Annotated in this window: 12 protein-coding genes; 8 read left to right on the forward strand and 4 right to left on the reverse strand. The window is 71.1% G+C overall.

Going from position 1 to position 18,423, the window contains the following annotated elements:
- Positions 1 to 220 precede the first annotated feature (220 nt).
- The 3 genes from recC to recD are packed head-to-tail and all read left to right on the forward strand — an operon-like array spanning position 221 to position 9,512.
- Complete coding sequence (gene recC, locus IRT45_RS08030; protein WP_309240840.1) at positions 221 to 3,685, forward strand: exodeoxyribonuclease V subunit gamma; 3,465 nt, start codon at positions 221 to 223, stop codon at positions 3,683 to 3,685.
- A complete protein-coding gene (locus IRT45_RS08035; protein ID WP_228533941.1) occupies positions 3,682 to 7,635 on the forward strand; it encodes a UvrD-helicase domain-containing protein in 3,954 nt (1,317 codons plus the stop codon). The genes recC and IRT45_RS08035 overlap by 4 nt, the downstream gene beginning before the upstream one ends.
- The gene (gene recD / locus IRT45_RS08040) at positions 7,632 to 9,512 is read left to right on the forward strand and encodes an exodeoxyribonuclease V subunit alpha (protein ID WP_194805223.1); all 1,881 of its coding nucleotides are present in this window, start codon (positions 7,632 to 7,634) and stop codon (positions 9,510 to 9,512) included. The genes IRT45_RS08035 and recD overlap by 4 nt, the downstream gene beginning before the upstream one ends.
- Positions 9,513 to 9,533: 21 nt before the next feature.
- Here the strand turns inward: recD and IRT45_RS08045 are convergent, their stop codons facing one another.
- Entirely contained in the window at positions 9,534 to 10,238 is a 705-nt protein-coding gene (locus IRT45_RS08045; RefSeq protein WP_194805224.1) for a TetR/AcrR family transcriptional regulator, read from the reverse strand.
- 130 nt (positions 10,239 to 10,368) lie between these two features.
- Here IRT45_RS08045 and IRT45_RS08050 point away from each other — a divergent pair, with 130 nt between their 5' ends.
- Together IRT45_RS08050 and IRT45_RS08055 are read left to right on the forward strand one after the other, a co-directional pair.
- Positions 10,369 to 11,940 (forward strand): succinic semialdehyde dehydrogenase, encoded by a 1,572-nt coding sequence (locus tag IRT45_RS08050; protein WP_194805225.1) that lies wholly within the window; start codon positions 10,369 to 10,371, stop codon positions 11,938 to 11,940.
- A gap of 37 nt (positions 11,941 to 11,977) precedes the next feature.
- Complete coding sequence (locus IRT45_RS08055; RefSeq protein ID WP_194805226.1) at positions 11,978 to 12,805, forward strand: SDR family NAD(P)-dependent oxidoreductase; 828 nt, start codon at positions 11,978 to 11,980, stop codon at positions 12,803 to 12,805.
- 30 nt (positions 12,806 to 12,835) lie between these two features.
- Here IRT45_RS08055 and IRT45_RS08060 read toward each other — a convergent pair whose 3' ends face one another.
- Complete coding sequence (locus tag IRT45_RS08060; protein WP_309240841.1) at positions 12,836 to 13,351, reverse strand: NUDIX domain-containing protein; 516 nt, start codon at positions 13,349 to 13,351, stop codon at positions 12,836 to 12,838.
- A gap of 83 nt (positions 13,352 to 13,434) precedes the next feature.
- On the opposite strand from IRT45_RS08060, the gene IRT45_RS08065 reads away from it, so the two are divergent.
- The 3 genes from IRT45_RS08065 to IRT45_RS08075 all read left to right on the forward strand — a co-directional run bounded on the left by IRT45_RS08065 (position 13,435) and on the right by IRT45_RS08075 (position 16,600).
- The gene (locus IRT45_RS08065) at positions 13,435 to 14,607 is read left to right on the forward strand and encodes an SPFH domain-containing protein (RefSeq protein ID WP_194805228.1); all 1,173 of its coding nucleotides are present in this window, start codon (positions 13,435 to 13,437) and stop codon (positions 14,605 to 14,607) included.
- 63 nt (positions 14,608 to 14,670) lie between these two features.
- A complete protein-coding gene (locus IRT45_RS08070) occupies positions 14,671 to 16,092 on the forward strand; it encodes a hypothetical protein (RefSeq protein ID WP_194805229.1) in 1,422 nt (473 codons plus the stop codon).
- Position 16,093: 1 nt separating this feature from the next.
- Complete coding sequence (locus IRT45_RS08075) at positions 16,094 to 16,600, forward strand: hypothetical protein (RefSeq protein ID WP_194805230.1); 507 nt, start codon at positions 16,094 to 16,096, stop codon at positions 16,598 to 16,600.
- Between the two features lie 10 nt (positions 16,601 to 16,610).
- On the opposite strand, the gene IRT45_RS08080 is transcribed toward IRT45_RS08075, so the two are convergent.
- Both IRT45_RS08080 and IRT45_RS08085 read right to left on the reverse strand, forming a co-directional pair.
- The gene (locus IRT45_RS08080; RefSeq protein WP_309240842.1) at positions 16,611 to 17,435 is read right to left on the reverse strand and encodes a putative protein N(5)-glutamine methyltransferase; all 825 of its coding nucleotides are present in this window, start codon (positions 17,433 to 17,435) and stop codon (positions 16,611 to 16,613) included.
- A 53-nt stretch (positions 17,436 to 17,488) separates the two neighbouring features.
- Positions 17,489 to 18,361, reverse strand: coding sequence for a YdcF family protein (locus tag IRT45_RS08085; protein ID WP_309240843.1), 873 nt, complete (start codon positions 18,359 to 18,361; stop codon positions 17,489 to 17,491).
- Positions 18,362 to 18,423: the final 62 nt, after the last annotated feature.

The raw sequence follows: 18,423 nt of genomic DNA on the forward strand, positions 1-18,423 counted from the left end.
GTGTTGCCGAATGTTTGGTGACATGCTGCGAAGAGCGGCAAATCGGTGGTAACGGGCGGTGACGGATCGGTTGCGGATGGCTCGTACCACCGCATCGGCACGGTGCGGCGCTCCGAGACGGGTCGGTGCCGCCGGGAGCGGTGGCCGGGTTTGTAGGATCGGGCGCGCCGCATCACCGCGACAAAGGATCGCGCGCGAGGGACAGAGAGGCGGTGCGCAGGTGCTGCACATCCACCGGGCCGAGTCGGCGCGCACGCTCGCCGACGCGCTCGCCGCGATGCTGTCGCACCCGCTGCCGGATCCCTTCGCCGCCGAGGTCGTCGCGGTCGGCGCGCACGGCGTGCAACGCTGGCTCAACCAGCGGCTCGCGGTGACCCTGGGCGCGCGGAGCGGTGACGGCGTGGCCGCCAACATCGACTATCCGACCCCGGCGTCGCTGGTCGCCGACATCTCGGCCACGGCCTCCGATATCACCGCCGACGCCGACCCGTGGGCACCCGACCGGCTGGTGTGGCCGGTACTGGCGGCGATGGACGCCGCGATCGGCGAGCCGTGGGCGGCGGTGCTGGCGCGGCATCTGGGCGTGGGCGCCGGCCCGGCCGAGGCGTACCGGGCGGGGCGGCGGCTGAGCACCGCGACGCATATCGCGACCCTCTTCGACACCTATGGCACCACCCGCCCCGCCCTGATCGCCGACTGGGCCGACGGCGCCGACACCGATGGCTGCGGCGCCGACCTGCCCGACGATCTGCGGTGGCAGCCGCGACTGTGGCGGCGGGTGCGCGAGGCGATCGGCATTCCCGCACCCGCGCAGCGGCTCGACGCCGTCTGCCGCCGGCTGCGCACCGACCCCGCGAGTATCGATCTGCCGCAGCGTCTTTCGGTTTTCGGACTGCCTCGGGTCGCGGCCGCGCAGCTCGCGGTACTCGAGGCGGTGGCCGAACACCGGGACGTGCACCTCTGGCTGGTCCATCCCAGCCCGGCGCTGTGGGAGCGGTTGCGGTCCGGCACGGCTGCCGCGGCGGAGGGTGCCGAGGTCGGCCGTCCGGCGGCAGGTGGCGTGGCCGGATACGACGAGACCGCGGCAGGCGCGGTCGGGCTCGCGGGTGCGGCGACGATCGTGCGAACCCGTTCCGCCGCCCCCCGGCGGGTGGTGGCCGATCCGATCGCCCGCCATCCGCTGCTGGCGGCGCTGGGCCGTGACGTGCGCGAGGTGCAGCACAGGCTGGCGACCGTGGATTTCGTCGACCAGCACCACCAGCCGGGCTCCGGTGTCGAAAAGGGTTCGGGCACAGTGCTTTCCGAGGTCCAGGAGGCCATCCGCGCGGACCGCTGGCCGCCGGTGGCGTGCGACGCCGACGACAGCGTGCAGATCCACGCCTGCCACGGCCCCGCCCGGCAGGTGGAGGTGTTGCGTGATGTCCTGCTCGGCCTCTTCCAGCGCGATCCCACCCTCGAACCGCGCGACGTGATCGTGCTGTGCCCCGATCCCGACGGCTACGCCCCGCTGGTGCGGGCGGCCTTCGGCCAGGGTCCCGCCGCTCTCGACGACCCCGACGCGAACCCCGCCCACGGCTTACGGGTGCGCCCCGCCGAACGCAGTGCCGGCGCGGCGAATGCGGTGCTCGCGGTGCTGGAGGATCTGCTGGCGCTGGCCGAGGGACGTGTCGGGGTCACCCAGGTGCTCGACCTCGCCGCGACCGAACCCGTCCGGTGTCGCTGCGGATTCGACGACGACGATATCGAGCGGCTGCGCGAATGGGCCGCCGAAACCGGCGCCCGCTGGGGGATCGGGCAACGGCAGCGGCAGGCCTTCGGACTCGCCGAATTCGGCCAGAACACCCTCAACGCGGCGGTCGATCGCATTCTCCTCGGCGTCGCCGCGGGGGAATCGGGGGAGGACTGGCTGGATCTGGCGCTGCCGCTCGACGACGTCGACTCCGGCGATGTGGATCTGGCCGGGCGTTTCGCCGAATTCGTCGACCGGCTCGCGGTGTGCGTGCGCGATCTGAGCGGTCCCACCCCGGCCGAACCCGCCGGCACACCGCGCCCCGCCCGGCAGTGGCTGCAGATCCTGCATCGCGCGCTCGATCTGCTCACCGATCTACCGGCCGCCGCGGCCTGGCAGGGAGTGCAGGCGCGCCGGGAGCTGGCCGCCGCCTTCGAGCACGCGGATGCGGCCGAGTTGCGGCTGCCCGATGTGGTCGCCGCCCTGCGGGCGCGGTCCCGGGCCCGGGCGCCGCGCTCCAATTACCGCACCGGTGAGCTCACCGTCTGCGCGCTGGCGCCGATGCGGTCGGTGCCGCATCGGGTGGTGGTGCTGCTCGGGCTCGACGACGAGGTGTTCCCGCGCACCGGCGGCATCGACGGCGACGACGTCACCGCGCGGGAACCGCTTGTCGGAGAACGTGATCCGCGCAGCGAGGATCGCGGGCTGCTGCTCGATGCCGTTCTCGCCGCCGAACAGCATCTGGTGGTGCTCTACACCGGTGCCGATCCGGTGACCGGTACGTCCCGGCCGCCGGTGACACCGCTCGCGGAACTGATCGACGTGGTGCGCGCCCACCGCGGGACCGGTGAGGTGGTGCGCCGGCATCCGCTGCAGGCCTACGACGGCCGCAATTTCGACGCGTTCGACCCCTTCGGTTTCGACACCCTCGCGCTGGCCGCGGCCCGCGCCGCGGCCCGCCCCGCCCAACCGAGCCCGCCGTGGCTGCCCGGCCCACTGCCCGCCGTGGCGCGCACGGATGTGGAACTGGCGGAACTGGTGTCGTTCGCCGAACATCCGATCCGGGCCTTCCTGTGGCAGCGGCTGGGCATCCGGGTGCCGGAGGAGGACGAGGACATCGACGAGCGCCTGCCCATCGAACTGACCGGGCTGGCCACCTGGAACATCGGCGAACGCATGCTGGCGGCCCGGCTCACCGGCGCCGATCCGGGCGCCCTGCGCGCCGCGGAATGGCGGCGCGGCACCCTGCCGCCGTTCGGTCTCGGCGCTTCGGTGCTGGCCGAGGTGGAGTCCACCGTCGACCGGCTGGCGCAGGTCGCCGCGCCCCTGCAGCAGGCGCCGGCGCGCACCATCGATATCGCGGTGGACCTGGGGTCGGGGCGGCGGCTGACCGGGACGGTCGCCGATGTGCACGACGACGCCGTCGTGCGCGCCACCTATTCGCGGCTCGCGCCCAAACATCGGATGGCGGCGTGGGTGCGGCTGCTGGGCCTGGCCGCCACCGAACGCCATCAGGGCTGGCAGGCCGTGAGCATCGGGCGCGGCAAGTTCGGCCGCCCGGCCTGGCGTTCGTCGCTGACCGCACCGGCCCCCGCGCTCGCCGCGGACCTGCTGCGCGAGCTGGCCGACCTGCGCGAGGAGGGCTTGGCCGAACCGCTGTCGTTCGCGCCGTCGGCCTCGGCGGTGTATGCCGAACGGCGCTGCCGCGGAGCCGATCTCGACTCCGCTCGCGCCGCCGCGGAAGAGGAGTTCTACGGCGGGCCGAAGGGGCCGCGCCCGTTCGGTGACCACACCGACCGCTACCTGACCTACATCCGGGGCCCCGAACCGACCTTCGAGCAACTGGAAACCCCGCTGCCCGAACCGGACCGCTACGGCGAGACCACCACGTTCGGCTCGGTGGCCCGTCGACTGTGGAATCCGCTGCTGGCCAACGAATCCCAGGGGCAGCCATGACCGAGGAACTGTTCCCCGTCACCGATCTGCGCGCCCCGGAAGCGGCGGCGCACACCACCACCCGTCGCCGACGCACTCGCGATGCCGATGAATCGGCCGATGCCGCTGAACTTTTCGCCATCGACGAGGTCGATCCGGGGAACGGTGCGGACCTTCCCGATACGGCTGATGAGCCCTCCGGCGCCGGGGCCGACAGCGGTGCCGAAGACCAGCGCAGCGGTGGCTCGGAGGTCGCCCGCCGTGTCCCCGACGCCGACAACGCCGGGGCCGCTCTGACCGACGAGCGTGCAGATGCAGGGAAGGTCCAATCCGAGACGGACAGAAACGCTTTCGCTGTGGCCCCGGACGCATCGGGTCGCGCCGCCGACACCGATGCCGACGGGCGGCGCAGTGGTGGTGAATTCGAGCTCGCCGACTGCGAACCGGGAACAGCGAATGCCGAGAAGCGCTCGGCCGGCCGCGGTGCCGATGACGTGCCACATGCGGATGGTCGTGTGGCCGTGCGATACGTCGCCGTGGAACCCGAACCGGCGCCGGTCCGCTCGCCGTCGAACGGCCGTGACACTGCCGCAGGAAATACCGGGCGCACGAACGCGCGGCGTTCGGCGGGCGTCGCCGCACGGCGTTCCGCCTCGTTCGGCCAATTCGATCTGTGTGGTGACTTGCCCACGGGGACAACGGTTCTCGAAGCCAGCGCGGGGACCGGCAAGACCTACGCCATCGTCGGGCTCGCGGTGCGGTTCGTCGCCGAGGGGCTGGTCGACATCTCGCAGCTGCTGCTGGTGACCTTCAGCCGGGCGGCGACCCAGGAGTTGCGGGAACGCACGCGGGAGCGGTTCGTCACGGTCGCGGCCGCGCTCGACGATCCGGAGGCCGCGCGCGCCGGAACCGACGAGCTGATCGCCCATCTGGCCGCTGCCGATCCGGCCGAGGTGGTGCGGCGGCGCCGGCGGCTGGTCGCGGCGCTGTCGGATTTCGATGCCGGGACCATCTCCACCACGCACGGGTTCTGTCAGCGCATGCTCGACGAACTCGGCATCGCGGGCGAACACGATCCGCGGGTGCGGCTGGTCGAGGGCATCGAGGAACTGGTGAGCACGGTCGCCGAGGACCTGTACCTGGCCCGTTACGCCCGTGGCGGCGCGCCGATGCCGGTGCGCCAGGCACTGTCGCTGGCGGCGGCCGCGGTGGCGGACCGGCGCGCGCGGCTGGTGCCGGGGGAGGAGCTCGGCGATCACCCGGCGGCCGAGGCGGCGGCGTTCGCGGCCGCGGTGCGCGCGGAAGTCGATCGGCGCAAACGGCTTTCGGGCATCCGCGACTTCGACGACCAGCTGGTGCTGCTGCACGACGTACTCGCCGACCCGGTGCACGGCGAGCGCGCGTGTCGCCGCATCCGCGACCGCTTCCGCGTGACACTGGTCGACGAATTCCAGGACACCGACCCCCTGCAATGGGACATCCTGCGGCGGGTCTTCCACGACCACACCACCCTGGTGCTGGTCGGCGATCCGAAACAGGCGATCTACGCCTTCCGCGGCGCCGAGGTCCTCAGTTACCTGGACGCCGTCGCCCACGCCGACACCCGCCGCGAACTCGATACCAACCGCCGCAGCGACGCCGGTCTGCTGGCGGCACTGCACCACATGCTCGGCGGCGCCGCCCTCGGACATGCGCAGATCACGGTGCCGCCGGTCACGGCGGTGCGTCCGCACAGCCGGCTCACCGGGCCCGGCGGCGCGGCGGTTCCGTTGCGGCTCAGGTGCTTTCCCCGCCAGGGCGCGGGAGCGTTGAACGGCAGCGGGTTCCCGGTGGTGGGCCGCCAGCGCGATCGGGTGGCCACCGACCTCGCCGCCGATATCGTCCGCACCCTCGAGTCCGGCGCGCGCATCGGCGACCGTGCGCTGGGACCCGGCGATATCGCCGTGCTGGTCCGCACCCGCGCGCAGATCGACCTGGTGCGCGCGGAACTGGACCGCGCCGGAGTCGCCTCCGTACTCGCCGGTGGCGCCAGCGTTTTCGCCACCCGCAGCGCCACCGACTGGCTGTGGGTGCTGCGCGCGCTGGAACAACCGCACCGCGGTGACCGGGTGCGGCTGGCGGCCACCACCCCACTGCTCGGACTGTCCGCGGCCGATATCGACGCCGGTGGCGCGGATCTGGTGGGCCGGCTCAGCACTCAACTGCGCGATGCGGCCCGGCTGTTCGCGCGCTCCGGTTTCGCGGCGGTGTTCGACCGGCTGTCCGCCCAGGCCCAGCCCGCGCCGCGACTGCTGGCCCAGAGCGGCGGCGAACGGCGCCTGACCGATCTGCGGCATATCGCGCAACTGCTCGACGAGGTCGCCGCGCGGGAATCGCTCGGGCTCACCGCGCTGACCCGCTGGCTGGCCGACCGGGTGCGCGATCCGGCCTCGGGCGCGGTCGCGGGACGCAGCCGCCGCCTCGACCGCGATGCCGCCGCGGTGCAGATCGCCACCGTGCACGCCAGTAAGGGCCTGGAATTCCCCGTCGTCTATCTGCCCTTCGCGTGGGACGGCGCGAAGAACCCCAATCCGTCGACGCTGCTGTTCCACGACGGCGAGGAACGGGTCCTGGACGTCGGCGGCCCCGAGGCGCCCGGTTACGCCGAGCACCGCCGTCGCTGTGAGTCCGAGGAAGCGGGGGAGGAACTGCGGCTGTTGTATGTCGCGGTGACCCGGGCGCAGTGTCAGGTGGTGGCGTGGTGGGCGCCGGCCTACGGTACGGCCGCCGCGCCGCTGCACCGGATGATCCTGGGCCGCGACCCCGGCAGCGCCGAGGTGCCGGCCCGCAGTGAGGTGCCCGCGGATCCGATCGTGCTGCAGCAGTTGCGCGAATGGGCCGCGGCCGCCGGCCCCGGCCTGATCGAGATCGAGCCCGTCCGCGCGGCGGTGGAGGCGCAGCTGCGCACCGAACGCGGTCACACCGGCGACAAGGCACTCGAGGCCGCGCGGTTCACCCGCTCCGTCGACCACGACTGGCGCCGTACCTCGTACTCGGCGCTCACCGCCTCCGCGCACGAAACCGCCCACGCTGCAACGGATTTCGTGACGCCGGATACCGTCGAGGGCGGCACCGACGAGCCGCTGTCCCCGGCGCCGGAACTCGGTCCCGGCCTCGGAGCTGGGGACGAATTCGCCGGTGCGGCACCGTCGTTGATGAACGACCTGCCCTACGGCGCCGAATTCGGCACGCTGGTGCACGGCGTGCTCGAGCGGGTCGACACCGATGCGCCGGATCTGGCCGCCGAGGTCCGGTTGCGCTGCGAAGAGGCCGTCGAGCAACTCATGGCCGGTATCGATCCCGGTGAACTCGCCCGCGCGCTCGTCGCGGTGCTGCGCACGCCGTGCGATCCGGTCGCGTTGGCCGACATCCGGTCACGGGATCGGTTGAACGAACTGGAATTCGAACTGCCGCTCGCGGGCGGTGACGATCCGGTGGCGGAGCGGGTGACGGTCCGGCGCATCGGCGCCCTGCTGCGCGAACATCTGCGGCCCGACGATCCGTTCGCCACCTACGCCGACGCCCTCGACCTGCTCGACGACATTCCGTTGCGCGGATATCTGACCGGAAGTATCGACGCGGTGCTGCGGATCGACGGCCCCCGCTTCCTCGTCGTCGACTACAAGACCAACCGGCTCGGCACCGGTGAGCTCACCGTCGCACACTATCGGCGCGACCGCATGGCCGAGGAGATGATGCGCTCGCACTACCCACTGCAGGCGCTGCTGTATTCCGCGGCGCTGCACCGCTATCTGCGCTGGCGCCTGTCCGACTACGACCCGGCTCGCCACCTCGGCGGGGTGCGCTATCTGTTCGTGCGCGGCATGATCGGCCCCGCCACCCCGCCCGGCCACGGTGTCTTCGACTGGGATCCACCGGCCGAACTGATCGTGGAGCTGTCGGATCTGCTGGCCGGCCGGGAGGGCCGATGACCGCGATCGCCTTGGCGCAGCGCGCCACCGGACTGCTGCGGACCTTCAACACCGCCGGGGTGTTGTCGGCGGCCGATGTGCACGTGGCGTTGCGGCTGGGCAGGCTCGGCGGTGAATCCGGGGAGCAGGTGCTGCTGGCCGCCGCGCTCGCGGTGCGTGCGGTGCGGTCGGGATCGGTGTGCCTGGAATTGCGGCGCATGCACGAAATCGGTGTCGACGGTGAGGGTTTCGATCTCGGCGAGGCGGAACCGATCGATCCCGCTCTGCTGCCCTGGCCGGATGTCGACAGCCTGTGCGAGCAGTTGCGCGTGAGCCCGCTGGTGTGCGGCAGCCCGGCCGGACCGCTGTGCCCGCTGCGGCTGGTCGACTCCGAGGGCGGCCCGCTGCTGTATCTGGACCGCTACTACCGGCAGGAGCAGACGATCCGCGAGGTGCTCGCGGAGCGTGCGCACGGGCATCCGCTCGTCGACCCGGACACCGTGCGCCGGGAACTGGACCGGCTGTTTCCCGGCACGGGCGGGCCCGGCGCCGCCCCGGACCGCCAGCGCATCGCCGCCGCCGTCGCCGCCACCAGCTGGACCACGGTGGTCGCCGGTGGGCCCGGCACCGGTAAGACGCACACCATCGCCCGCATCCTGGCACTGCTGGTCGCGCATCAGCGCGCGGTCGCCGACACCGCGCCGCTGCGTATCGCGCTGGCCGCGCCGACCGGCAAAGCCGCTGCGCGCCTACAGGAATCGGTGCGTGAACAGGCCGGCGATCTCGACCTGCCGGAGCTGACCGCGGCCACCGTGCACCGGCTGCTGGGCTGGCAGCGCGGCGGCACCACCCGCTTCCGCCATCACGCCCACAACCGGCTGCCCTACGACGTCATCGTCGTCGACGAAACCTCCATGGTGTCGCTGACCATGATGAGCAGGCTGCTGCCGGCCGTGCGCCCGGACGCCCGCCTGGTCCTCGTCGGCGATCCGGACCAGCTCGCCTCGGTCGATGCCGGTGCCGTCCTCGCCGATCTGGTCGCGGGCCCGGTGGCCGGCCCGCCGAATCCGATCCTCGAGCGGATCCTCGACACCGGTTCGGGCCCGGTGGCCGGTGCCGAAGACCTCAGTGAACGGGAACAAAACCGATTGCGCGGCGGCATGATTCGCCTGACCCGCGGCCGCCGGTTCGGTGGCCGGATCGCCGACCTGGCGGTAGCGGTGCGCGCCGGCGACGCCGAGACGGCGCTCGCGCTGCTGCACGACGGCGGTGCGGAACTGTCGCTGCACGAACCCGACGACATCGCCGATGTGCGCGCCGACGTGGTGCGCGCCGCCCGCGAATCCACCAGCGCCGCCGAGGCCGGGCACGCCGCGGCGGCGCTGCGGGCGATGGAATCGCATCGCCTGCTGTGCGCGCACCGGCAGGGACCGTTCGGTGTCGAACGGTGGGACCGGATGGCCGGCGGCTGGGTCGCCGCGGCCGGAATCGGCACGGAATCCGCTGCCGGACAGTGGTTTCCCGGACAACCCCTGCTCGTGACCGCCAACGACCACGAGGCCCGCATCTACAACGGCGACACCGGTGTCATCGTGCGGTCCGCCGACGGTGGCCTGCGTGCGGCGCTGCAGCGCGGCAGCGAACCGTATCTGGTGCATCCCACGCAGTTCCCGGGTGTCACCACGGTGTACGCGATGACCATCCACCGCAGTCAGGGCAGCCAGTACGGTGCGGTGACGATCGTGTTGCCGGGCCCGGAGTCGACGCTGCTGACCCGTGAACTGCTCTATACCGCGATCACTCGCGCCCGGCAGCGGGTGCGGATCATCGGTACCGCCGAGGCGCTCGAGGCCGGGATTTCCCGGCGGGTGCTGCGGGCGAGCGGGTTGCGCGGCTGATCCGGGGCGTCGTCGCGGGGTTCAGCTCTGTACGGGCAGGAAGATGCCCGGAATCGTCAGGGCGAGTTCGACATCCTCGCGTCGGCCGAGGGTGACCAGCACCGTGCGGATCATCGTCAGCCGGGCCTCGGCGACCGCCTCGGGATCCGGGTCCGCGCCCGGTGCGGTGGCCAGCGACACCTGGTAGACCACGAATGCGCAGACCTGCAGGGCGGTGTCGAGGTCCAGCGGTGCGGGCAACTGCCGTCCCAGCACCGCGAACTTCTCCCGCACCAGCGCGCGGATATCGTCGAAGGCCTGCTCCCGGTACGCCGAGACCGGTGAGGCCGGATCGTGCAATTCCGCGAACACCGGGCGCAGCATCGGCCCGTGTCCCCGGGCCCAGTCCAGGTAGGCGTCGATGATGCCGATGCCGAGTGCCACCGGCTCCTCGGACTCCTCCAGGGCCCGGCGGATACCGCCCACCAGGCCCTCGTTGGACTGCGTGAGGACCACGTCGAGCGGGGCCGTGGCGTTGGCGAAATAGCGGTAGAAGGTGGGTCGCGAGATCCCGGCCTGTTCGATGATGCGCGCGACACTCAGTCCGCGCGAACCGGATTCGGTGAACACCGCGGCGGTGGCGGCGACGATGCGGGAACGCACCTCGTCGGCCTGTGCGGGCGTCTGCGGCGGCCGGCCCCGGCGAGCCGCGCCGTTGTGAGTGGTGACCACCCCGTCCTGCGGCATCCGTGGTACCTCCCTGATCGGTTGTGCGGACTTGACATGGCCCGGCATCGCCCCGTTAATCTAACATCGGTGTTAATCTAACACTGGTGTTCAACAAATTGTTGACGCCTGCCGACCGAGAGGGCCGACAATGACGACCGCCCCAGACCTCGCCGCTGCTGCGGCCCTGCCGCAGGAGTTGGTGGATCGCCTGCTCGCGCACGCCACCGCGGGTGGCGCTCCCTCGGTAGTGGTCTCCGCCCCGGCCACCGGCGCGAAGATCGCCGATCTGCCGCAGTCGTCCACCGCCGATATCGAGTCCGCCTTCGCGACCGCCCGCAGCGCGCAGCGGCAGTGGGCGCGGGTTCCCGTGCGTGAGCGCGTGGCGGTGCTGCGCCGTTTCCACGACCTGGTCCTGGCCGAACAGGACACCATCCTCGACATCGTCCAGACCGAGGCCGGCAAGTCCCGCGTGCACGCCTTCGACGAGGTCGGGGATGTGGTGGTCAACGCTCGCTACTACGCCGCCGCGGCCGAACGGCTGCTCGCCTCGCGCAACCCGCGCGGTGTGCTGCCGGTGCTCACCAAGGTCGAGGTCCGCAATCGGCCCAAGGGTGTGGTCGCGGTGATCTCGCCGTGGAACTACCCCTTGGCCCTCGCCGTGTCCGACGCGCTGCCCGCGCTGATGGCCGGTAACGCCGTCGTCGCGCGACCCGACAACCAGACCGCGCTCACCGCACTGTGGGCGATCGACGCCGCCGAACGCGCCGGCCTGCCCGCCGGGCTCTGGCAGGCGGTACTGGGCCGCGGCTCGGTGATCGGCGGTGACGTGATCGCGCGCGCCGACTACGTCGACTACACCGGTTCCAGCGCCACCGGCCGGACCATCGCCCGGCAGGCGGGGGAGCGGCTCATCGGTTACTCGCTCGAACTGGGCGGCAAGAATCCGCTGCTGGTACTCGCCGACGCCGATGTGAGCGCGGCCGCCAAGATCGCGGTGCGCGCCTGTTTCGCCTCGGCCGGGCAACTGTGCGAATCCATCGAGCGCATCTATGTGCACGACCGCGTCTACGATCGATTCGTCCGCGAATTCACCTCCGCCACACAGGCTTTGCGGCTCGGCTCGGCGCTCGACTACTCCTACGAGATGGGTTCGCTGACCTTCCCGCGCCAGCTCGACACGGTCACCGAACACGTCCGGGACGCCGTCGCCAAGGGCGCGACCGTACTGGCCGGCGGCCGCGCGCGGCCGGACCTCGGCCCGTACTTCTACGAGCCGACCGTCCTGGCCGGGGTGCGACCGGGGATGACCGTCTACCGCGAGGAGACCTTCGGCCCGGTCGTCTCGATCTACCGCGTCCACAGCGACGACGAGGCCGTCGACCAGGCCAACGACACCGCCTACGGTCTCAACGCCAGTGTGTGGAGCCGCGATACCGGACGCGCCCGCGAGATCGCCGCCCGCATCCACGCCGGATCGGTGAATGTGAACGAGGGCTTCATCGCCGCGTGGGGCAGTGTCGCGGCCCCCTCCGGCGGGCTCGGCATCTCCGGCAGCGGTCGTCGCCACGGGCCGGAGGGGCTGCTCAAATACGTCGACACCCAGACCATCGCGGTCCAGCGCGCGCTGCCGATCGCGCCGCTGCCGGGCATGTCGGAAGCGCTGTGGGCGAAGACCATGACGCTCTACTTCGGCGTGATGAAGGCGTTGCGGCAGAAATGATCTCGCCCGCTCGGGCATATCGGGAAAGGGAACGAATATGGATACGGTCGCGGGCAAGCGGGTACTGATCACCGGCGCGGCGATGGGCCTGGGCAAATCCTTCGCCCAGCGGGCGGTACGCGAACAGGCCGCCGACGTGGTGCTGTGGGATGTCAACGAGACCGCGCTGAAGCAGACCGCGGCCGAACTGTCCTCCGGATCGGTGAGCCGGGTGCACCAGTACGTGGTCGACGTCTCCGACCAGCAGTCGATCATCGAAGCCGGCGCCGCGGTGCGCTCGGAGGTCGGCGACATCGACGTGCTGGTCAACAACGCCGGAATCGTGCGCGGCAACGGCTATTTCTGGGAAACCGGGAACCGCGCCGACATCGACAAGACGATGGCGATCAATGCACTGGCGCCGATGTACATCGCGCTGGAATTCCTGCCCGCGATGGTGAACCGCAGGACCCCGGCGCGAGTGCTGAACATCGCCTCCTCGGCGGCGCTGGTCGCCAATCCGCGCATGAGCGTCTACGCCGCGTCCAAATGGGCGGCGCTGGGCTGGTCGGATTCGGTGCGCCTGGAACTCGAGCAGTCCGGCAACGAGCACGTGAAGGTCACCACGGTGTGCCCGACCTACATCAACACCGGAATGTTCGACGGCGCCAAGGGTTTCTTGTTCACGCCGATCCTGGAGCAGGAAGAGGTCGTCGACACCGCGTGGCGGGAGATGAAGAACGGTGCGGCGCTGGTCGTGCTGCCGTGGACCTCCCGGCTCAACCGCGCCATCTCCGGTCTGCTGCCGCTGAAGGTGCGCGACTACTACCTGAACAAGGTGGGCGTCTACCACTCGATGGACGAATTCACCGGTCGCAAGTCCTGAGGCCCAGTCGATTCCAGTGGCTTCGCCGATTCACGAGGTGTCGCCGGGCCGGTCGCGCCACGGGAGCGTGACCGGTTCGGGGGGAATCCGCCCCGCCAGCAGCTCGCCGAGGAGCCCGGCGAGTCCGAGTGGGTACACCTCCTGATCGGTGCTCGCGAGCTCATCGACACTCCACCAGCGGAATTCGTCGATGGCCGTACTCTCGTAGGCCAGCAGGCCGCTCGTGTCCAGGTCGGCGCCGCCGGCGGGCAGCCGGTAGAAGAAATAGTCCTCGCGGAACATGCCCGACAGCCATCCGGGAATCTCCAGATGCCCGGCCGCCACCGCGACCTGCGGTCCGAGATCGGCTGCGCTGACCCGCAATCCGGTCTCCTCGCCCAATTCCCGCGCCGCGGCCTCCGCCGGCGACTCGGCCGCATCGATCCCGCCGCCGGGGGTGATCCAGTACAGCGGATCCAGCGTGCCGCGATAGGCGATGAGCAGAATCCGGTCGTCGGCGTCCGCGAGGATCACCCGTCCCGACCTGCGCACGTATCGCTGCTCCACAAGCCTCATGCTAGCGGCCGCGGCGAATCCGTTTGTGCCATACTCTGCGCGGCGGAATGCGCCGAGGGAGGACGGGAGTACGCATGGGCCTGATGGACAAGATCCGCGGTGAATTCGTCGACATCATCGAATGGCTCGACGATACGAATTCCACGCTGGCGTGGCGATTTCCGCGCTACGACAACGAGATCAAGAACGGCGCCGAACTGATCGTGCGCGAGGGCCAGCAGGCCGTCTTCGTCTACCGGGGGCAGCTCGCCGACCGCTACGAGCCCGGCCACTACGCCCTGACCACGGAGAACATGCCGATCATGTCCACCCTGCAGGGGTGGAAACACGGGTTCAACAGCCCGTTCCGGTCGGAGGTGTATTTCGTCAACACCCGACCGGTCACCGATTTCCGCTGGGGCACACCGCAACCGGTGACGGTGCGCGATCCCGACTTCCGCATGGTGCAGGTCCGCGCCAACGGCACCACCATCGTGAAGGTGGTCGACCCGGCCGTCTTCCTGCGCCAGGTGATCGGCACCGAGAGCGTCGTCGACATGGAGCAGATCACCGATCTGCTGCGGCGCACCGTCGCGCTCGCGTTCTCGGACATGGTGCTCGCCACCGGTCTCGGCGCGATCGATCTGCAGGGGCGCCAGGTCGAATTGTCCGACAAGCTACGCGAATTCGTGGCGCAGCGGGTGGCGTCGTTCGGACTGGGCGTCGACGCGGTCACCATGACCATCTCGCTGCCGGAGGAGATCCAGCAGGCGATGACCCGCGGTGTGGCCCGCGGTGTCGAGGCCAGTGGATTCGCCGACAATGTCCGCGATCCGAACCGGTACCAGCAGGTGCAGGCGGCCGACGCGATGCTCGCCGCCGCACAGAATCCCGGCGGCGCTGCGATGGGCGCGGCGATGCAGGCCGGGATGGGCGTCGCCCTGGGCGGGCAGATGGCGGGCGCGATGCAGGGCGCATTCGCCCAGCCCGCCGCCGGTTACGCCCAGCCGGGTCATGGGCAGCAGCCGCCGCCGCTTCCGGTGCACCAGCAGTTCCACATCGACCTCGACGGGCAGGCCGCGGGTCCCTTCCCGGTGGATCAGTTGCGCCAGTTCGTCGCCGCCGGACGTCTCAGCCCGCAGACCAACGTCTGGACCACCGGCATGTCCGCGTGGGCAGCGGCCTCGACCGTGCCCGCACTGCAGTCGTTGTTCGGCGGTCCGCCGCCGCTGCCCGGCACGCCGCCCCCGCCGCCTCCCGCAGGCTAGCCGCACACCAGCCGACCCGGGGGACCGATGAAAGACCCACGCCCACAATCGAACTCGTATCCGGTGCCGCCACCGCTCCTGGGCAGCCACGGCGAACCCGAGGGCATGACGCCGCCCCCGCTGCGCCCACCTGCGCTCGACGGCTATCACCAGGCAGAGGGTATGACGCCGCCTCCGTTGCGGCCGCCCGCGCCGGGTGGTTATCGGGGGACACCGCCACCGGTGGGCGTCGGTGCGGGATATCCTGCGCCGGTCGCCGGTCGTCCCGGACCGCCACCGGTCACGAATCGCGGGCCAGGACTGGGCGGCGGCCCGGCCGCAGACCCGGCGATGCTGCACCGGACCGAGCTCACCCGGACCTACCCCTGTGCCGCCTGTGGCGGCCAGTTGGTGTTCGATATCGCCTCGCAGCAGTTGCGGTGTCCCAGTTGCGGAAACTACTCGCCACTGTCGGCGCCGCGGGCACCGGTCGTCGCGCGGGATCTGCGGCAGGCGATGGGGGAGTTGCGTGCGCTGCAGGCCGTGACCACCGGACCGGAGGTCACCGGGGAACGAGAAGTAAAGTGCCAGAATTGCGGTGGCACCACCACATTCGTCGGCAGTCTGACCGCGACCCGCTGCCCCTACTGTGCCACCCCGATCCAGCGCGACGACGTGCACAACGCTCCCGCCCGGTTGCCGGTGGACGGAGTCGTCCCGTTTCGCATCGACGAAAAGGCCGCGCGCGAACGCGTCGAGAAGTGGGTCTCCGGACGGTGGTTCGCGCCGACCGCGTTCAAGAAGTACAAGCGGCTCGGTTCGCTGGCCAGCGTCTACCACGCCTATTTCACCTATGACGCCGACGTGCACACGTGGTATCGCGGTGAACGCGGCGAGGAGTACACCGAACGGTACTGGGACGACGGAGAGCTGAAGAGCCGCACCGAAATCCGCTGGTATCCGGCGATGGGCGAGGTCGGCAACCGGTTCGACGATCTGCCGATTCTCGCCAACGACATCGACGACAGCGCCCGCGTGGCCGAACTCGAACCCTGGCCGGTCGCCGACGCCACCGGCTATTCGCCGGAGTACGTCGCCGGGCATCTGGCCCGCACCTACGATCGCGACGCCGAGCAGATGTTCCCGCTCGCCCGCACCCGGATGGAGAAGGTCATCGAGCAGACCGTGCGCGCGGACATCGGCGGCGACCGCCAGCGCGTCCACGATCTGCGGTCGAGCTGGAATTCGCTGGCGTACAAGCACATTCTGCTGCCGATCTGGCTGCTGACCGTGGTCTACGCGAACACCCCGTTCCGGGTCTACATCAACGGCCTGACCGGTGAGGTGGTCGGGCAGCGGCCGTGGAGCAAGGTCAAACTCGCCGCCTTCGTCACGGTTGTCACGCTGCTGATCATCGGCGCGGTCGTCGCCTTCTCGATGTGGCACGGCGGCGGAACCCACTATCACAGCACCGGCCACACCACCGTCGTTCATCACGGGAGCTGACATGTTCGTGCTGCTACTGCTCGTGCTGGTCTTCCTGGTGATCGTGGGCGGGGCGGTCGCGGTCGGCGCGGTGGCCCTGGCGCATCAGCGCCGCCGTATCGCCGCCGAGAACCAGGTGGTGCCGGGCACGGCCACCCGCGCCCCGTCCGCGTGGGCGCGATCCCACGACCCGGAGGCCCGCCTGCACCGGCGCCTGCGCGATGCGATGGCGGCGTTGCGCGCGGTGACCGCGTACGACACGGCGGCAACGGTGACCCTCCGGGCCGATCTGGAGCAGTCGGCACTGGCGCTCGACGACCACCTGGTCGCGATCTCGATGCTGCGTCCCGACGCGCGGACCGCGCAGCGGGCACAGGCCGAACGTGCGGTCGCGGCGGTCGAGGCGGGTGTCGCCGACTATGCCACGGCGGCAACCCGGCCGGATCTCGGTGCGCTCGAGTCGGATCTGGCGGGAGTGCGGGCGCGGTTGCGCACGGCCGACGAACTCCGCCGCGGCATCGGCAGCTAGCTCCCGCCGCTCAGCCGGCGGGTGTCCTGGTTCCGCACACCACGGTCGCGCCGTAGTCGGACGATTCCGCGATCGCGGGCCGCAGCCCCGCTGCCGCGACGATCGCGGTCGCGGTGTCGATCTGGACGGTGCCGATCTCGACCAGCATCCAGCCGCCGACCGTCAGCCACCGCCCGGCGGCATCGGCGACGCGGCGCAGCACGTCGAGTCCGTCCTCGCCGCCGTCGAGGGCGGTGCGGGGTTCGTGGTCGCGGGCTTCCGGCGGCAACCGGGCGATCATCGCCGTCGGCACATACGGGGTGTTGGCCAGGAGCAGATCCACGCGTCCGATCAGTTCGCCGGGCAGGGCGGCGAACAGGTCGCCCTGGAACACCTGCGCGCCCAGCGGTTCCAGATTGCGCCGCGCGCACGCCACCGCGACGGTGTCGATATCGGCGGCGACCAGTTCGACGTCCACCCCGCCGGCGCGCAGGGCGGTCGTCGCCGCCAGGCCCAATGCACCGGAGCCACAACACATGTCGACCACGGTGCGCCGTTCACCCGGCCGGGCGGCGGTGCGTTCGAGTGCCTCGTCGATCAGGAACGCGCTGCGCTGCCGCGGCACGAAGACGCCTGGGTCGAGCGCCACCCGTACGCCGCGAAAATCGGCCCAGCCCACCAGATATTCGAGCGGGATGCCGTCGACGCGGCGGGCGACGAGGGCGGAGAGCTCGCCGGGTGCGGATGCGGCCTGCCGGAGCAGGGCCGCCTCCTCCTCGGCGAAGACGCATCCGGCGCGACGCAGATCCGCCACGATCGGGTCGGTGCCGGATTCTTCGGCTTCGGGGTCGATCACCCCATCATTGTCGGCACGGCGTCAACCACATTCTTCCGTGCGCGAGCGCCGGGCTAGCGGGCCGACGGCAGCAGGAAGGTGCGGGTCGCGTCGAGATAGATACCGCGTTGAGCGGTCCTGCTCGGCGGCGGCAGCTGCGACACCAGCTGGTCGAGCGAGGTCATCGCCCCGACCACACGGGTGCCGGCGACGATGAAATCGGCCACCGCGCGGCGGATGTGGTTCGGCGAGGTCACCACGACCGCACTGGTCGCTCCGGCGTCTCGCAGCATCTGGGTGCTGAACAGCGCGTTCTGCACGGTCGAATTGGCGCGGTCCTCGACCAGCACACGGGAGGCCGGAATGCCGTGGCCGATCAGCCAGCCCGCCATCGCGGCCGCCTCCGGCACGCCGTTCTGCGGATTGCCGCCGGTCACCACGATCGGCGACATCGGCGCCGCGACCGCCTGCAACCACGCGGCGGTGAGCCGGTTGACCAGTTCGGGGCGCAGACTGCCGTCGGGGAGCAGCCCGTAGCCGAGCACCACGATGCCGGTCTGCGGGCCGACCAGCGCCGGCAGCGGATTGGGCAGGGTGCCCACGGCCGCGCCGATGGCGCCGATGAGGTTGCGGGCTCCCTGAGCCATGCCGGGGTCGATGGTCGCCAGCCGGTTGAACGCGGTTTCGCGGGTGAGCAGATCGCCGGTGTAGTCGGACCAGATGCCCTGCAGGGCGAGCGCCTGCGCGTCGTCGGGAGTGCTGTCCAGCAGCGAGCGCAGGTCGGCGAGACCTGCCGCGTCGTTGCCGTTGACGAAGTTCTCCTGCGCGGAGTTGTACAGCGGCGCGGGTCCGTCGGCGGCCGTGGCCGTCGTGGTGAGCGGTCCGGCCAGCAGCGCGGCCGCCGAGGCCGCGACGAGCAGATGTTTTATACGTCTGGCGATGTTCACTGCAGTTGTCACCTTTCCGGGCGAGCGGGATCCCGCGTGGGTGGGGTGGGGCGTGGGCACAG

The sequence above is a fragment of the Nocardia sp. BSTN01 genome, from assembly GCF_015354405.1.
GTDB lineage: Bacteria > Actinomycetota > Actinomycetes > Mycobacteriales > Mycobacteriaceae > Nocardia.

Bases quoted from the DNA above. Each gene is read 5' to 3' on its own strand.
- IRT45_RS08035 (WP_228533941.1), top strand. From the start codon at position 3,682: ATGACCGAGGAACTGTTCCCCGTCACCGATCTGCGCGCCCCGGAAGCG.
- recD (WP_194805223.1), top strand. From the start codon at position 7,632: ATGACCGCGATCGCCTTGGCGCAGCGCGCCACCGGACTGCTGCGGACC.
- IRT45_RS08045 (WP_194805224.1), bottom strand. From the start codon at position 10,238: ATGCCGCAGGACGGGGTGGTCACCACTCACAACGGCGCGGCTCGCCGG.
- IRT45_RS08050 (WP_194805225.1), top strand. From the start codon at position 10,369: ATGACGACCGCCCCAGACCTCGCCGCTGCTGCGGCCCTGCCGCAGGAG.
- IRT45_RS08055 (WP_194805226.1), top strand. From the start codon at position 11,978: ATGGATACGGTCGCGGGCAAGCGGGTACTGATCACCGGCGCGGCGATG.
- IRT45_RS08065 (WP_194805228.1), top strand. From the start codon at position 13,435: ATGGGCCTGATGGACAAGATCCGCGGTGAATTCGTCGACATCATCGAA.
- IRT45_RS08075 (WP_194805230.1), top strand. From the start codon at position 16,094: ATGTTCGTGCTGCTACTGCTCGTGCTGGTCTTCCTGGTGATCGTGGGC.